The sequence below is a fragment of the Bradyrhizobium sp. genome, assembly GCF_049581145.1.
Classification (GTDB): Bacteria; Pseudomonadota; Alphaproteobacteria; order Rhizobiales; family Xanthobacteraceae; genus Bradyrhizobium.
Map to the genome: position 1 here is coordinate 1 of NZ_JBAURI010000951.1, position 2,651 is coordinate 2,651.

General features: G+C 62.2%; 4 protein-coding genes and 1 pseudogene. 2 read left to right on the top strand and 3 right to left on the bottom strand.

Features of this window, described 5'->3' with window-relative positions:
- Both WCB02_RS30940 and WCB02_RS30945 read left to right on the top strand, forming a co-directional pair.
- Positions 1–215, top strand: a 215-nt coding sequence (locus WCB02_RS30940) for a hypothetical protein (RefSeq protein WP_423964071.1), incomplete at its 5' end; no start/stop codon positions are given.
- Between the two features lie 296 nt (positions 216–511).
- The gene (locus WCB02_RS30945) at positions 512–1,237 is read left to right on the top strand and encodes a maleate cis-trans isomerase family protein (RefSeq protein WP_423964078.1); all 726 of its coding nucleotides are present in this window, start codon (positions 512–514) and stop codon (positions 1,235–1,237) included.
- Between the two features lie 22 nt (positions 1,238–1,259).
- Here the strand turns inward: WCB02_RS30945 and WCB02_RS30950 are convergent, their stop codons facing one another.
- The 3 genes and pseudogenes from WCB02_RS30950 to WCB02_RS30960 form a co-directional block, all read right to left on the bottom strand.
- A complete protein-coding gene (locus WCB02_RS30950) occupies positions 1,260–1,478 on the bottom strand; it encodes a hypothetical protein (protein WP_423964074.1) in 219 nt (72 codons plus the stop codon).
- A gap of 200 nt (positions 1,479–1,678) precedes the next feature.
- Positions 1,679–2,317: a hypothetical protein gene (locus WCB02_RS30955; protein WP_423964076.1), complete on the bottom strand. Its 639-nt coding sequence runs from the start codon at positions 2,315–2,317 to the stop codon at positions 1,679–1,681.
- Between the two features lie 213 nt (positions 2,318–2,530).
- Positions 2,531–2,651, bottom strand: a pseudogene (locus WCB02_RS30960) (acetoin dehydrogenase); the annotation flags it as partial.

The window sequence follows — 2,651 nt, forward strand, 5'->3', positions numbered from 1 at the left end:
GTGGCTTCCGGTTTGAAGAGGTAGCATTTGCCCTCGGCGCGGAGTGGAGCCACTGCGATCGATGTACTTGCGACAAGGCCGGTCAGAACGGCGCACAAAACTCTCGTCGCTCGGTTCATCATCGCGACCTCGGGTACGCATACAAGACCGGCTCTATTTCGGTGACGAGTTGGTTCGCATTGTGGCGACGGGGCGGGAGTGCGGCAATTTCGTGAGGCTGGCCTGCATCTCCTGAAAAGGCTGTGCTAGCTGCCCGCAACTCACAAGATAGGCTGTAACCGTGCACCCGGCGCCGCGTGTAAGCGAAGCTTGCGTTTCCGGCACCAGCACGAGGGCAATATGCTGTCCGGCATCATATTGCATTCGAATTGGCATGGAGATTGCTGAGCTCCCGGTTATGGCATCGTTCCGGGCGATCTGCCGCGCCCGCGCTTCAACAGGATCAAGCGCCACATTCCGCTTTGCTTCGCCGCGAGGGGACCGTGCTCTCTCTGAAAAAATGGGACCAATGATGACAAAGCGTGTGCTGCTGGGAATGCTGACCCCATCGTCGAACACGGCGCTGGAGCCGATCACCACGGCGATGGTGTCCGGACTGCCCGAGGTCTCCGCTCATTTTTCCCGTTTCAAGGTGACAGAGATCGCGCTGTCCGATTCTGCGCTGGCGCAGTTCAACGACAGCGAAATCATGCGCGCCGCGGAACTGCTGGCGCACGCCAAGGTCGACGTGATCGGCTGGAATGGCACCTCGTCCGGCTGGCTCGGGTTCGATGCCGATATCCGCCTGTGCGAACGCATCGCGGCCGCTACGGGAATCCACGCCACGACGTCGATGCTGGCGCTCAACGAAATTCTGGCCGAGAAAGGGGTGACGAAGCTCGGCTATGTCACGCCCTATCTCGACGACGTGCAAGCCAGGATAGTCGACAACTACCGCAAGCTCGGCATCGCCTGTCATGGCGACCGCCACCTCGGCCTGCGCGACAATTTCTCGTTTTCCGAGGTGCCGCTGCCACAGCTGGCGGACATGACGCTCGAGGTCGCGAAGGAGAAGCCGGATGCGATCGCGATCATCTGCACCAATCTGCGGGCGACGACACTGGTGGCCGGGCTGGAACGCGAGACCGGCATCCCGATCTACGACACCATTGCCACCGTGGTCTGGAAATGCCTGAAACTGGCTGGCGTCGATACCGGGCGCATCACCGGCTGGGGATCCCTGTTCGAGCAGGTCTGAATCATCGCGTACGGTCCTGAAGCTACGGAAAATATCCACCATGGCCGGATTCGACGCCGTCATCCGGCACGGCGCGATCGCCACCGCGAGCGACATCTTCGAGGGCGATGTTGCGATCAGATGATGTTGCGATCAGAGAGGGACGCATCGTTGCGACCACTGAGGCTGGGCCCTGGCTGACGCCGATGACATCATCGATGCCACCGGCCTGTTGGTGCTGCCCGGCGGCATCGACGGCCATGTCCTGATCTCGCAACCCTACGGTCCCGGCATCGTGACGGCTGATGATTCGAGAGCGCGACGCGGGCGGCTGCTTTCGGCGGCAACACTTTTGTGATGCCGTATTGCCTGCTGGCCAAGGCCAGAAGCTGCGGCAGGCCCTCAAGCAATATCACGCGCTCGCAGCGCAGAATTGCCATGTCGACCATTCCTTCCATCTCATCATCGCCGATCCCCTTCCGAGTGCATCCCGACCGCCGCCTTTGCCAGGTCCGCAAGCCAATTCAAAACCGGAAACGGCGTGAACGCCTGCAGCAACGCCGCGGCGATCAGAAAAACGAGCACATAGCTCACCACGCCGCGCAACAGCCGCTGGCGCAACGGCGGGTAGGGCGGCTGGTTGTTCGGCGGCCAGGCATAAGTTGCTTCCCATTCCTGTTGCGGGATATGGGCCGGCCTGATCCGTTCGAGCGGGACCCATGCCTGGTAGGCGCCGATCCCGCGCTCCCGCGCGATGGCGCTTCGCAGCCAGAACAGATTGGTCCGTGCCGCGACATCAGCCATGGCGCGCAGGGCGATGCGCGCCATGTACAGGATCAGCCAGCACGCCAGATAGACGTAGGCGATCATGAAGCCGAAGGTCAGCCATGACTTGGTGAAAGACTTCACCGTGAAGATGTCGGACACCATGGTCACCGTGGAGTCGACCAGCCTGTCGAGGCCGTCGAAGATCCCGCCGAGCAGGGAGTGTTCGTCCGCGTCTTGCAGCAGCAGGATCAGGGCGACCACGACGGCGAACTGAACCAGCGGAAACCGCACGAAACTCCGGATCGGAGCCGAAAGCAGCCTGATCGTCCCCATGGATGCTCCTGTCGCGGCTCACGGCAAGCCTGTCAGCCGATGCATTTTAGCAAGCGCGGCCCCGATCAACGAAGCAAAATCCGGGCGCTTTGGTTCCCCCTGGATCCCGCGCATTCCCGGGCCATGACCGTGGAAGCGGCGATGCCGTTATGAGACCTCGCCGTCGCGCGAATCATGGCAGGCCTGGAAGCCTGGCGTGCCAAGCCCGCACCCTCACTTTCCCTTCGCGGCCTTTACGAGCCGCTTCGCCATCACCGCCCAATAGGTCGCCGGCCGCAGCCGCTGCAGCATGTCCATCAGCCGGGCATCGTTGCCGATCAGGATGCGCGGCTGA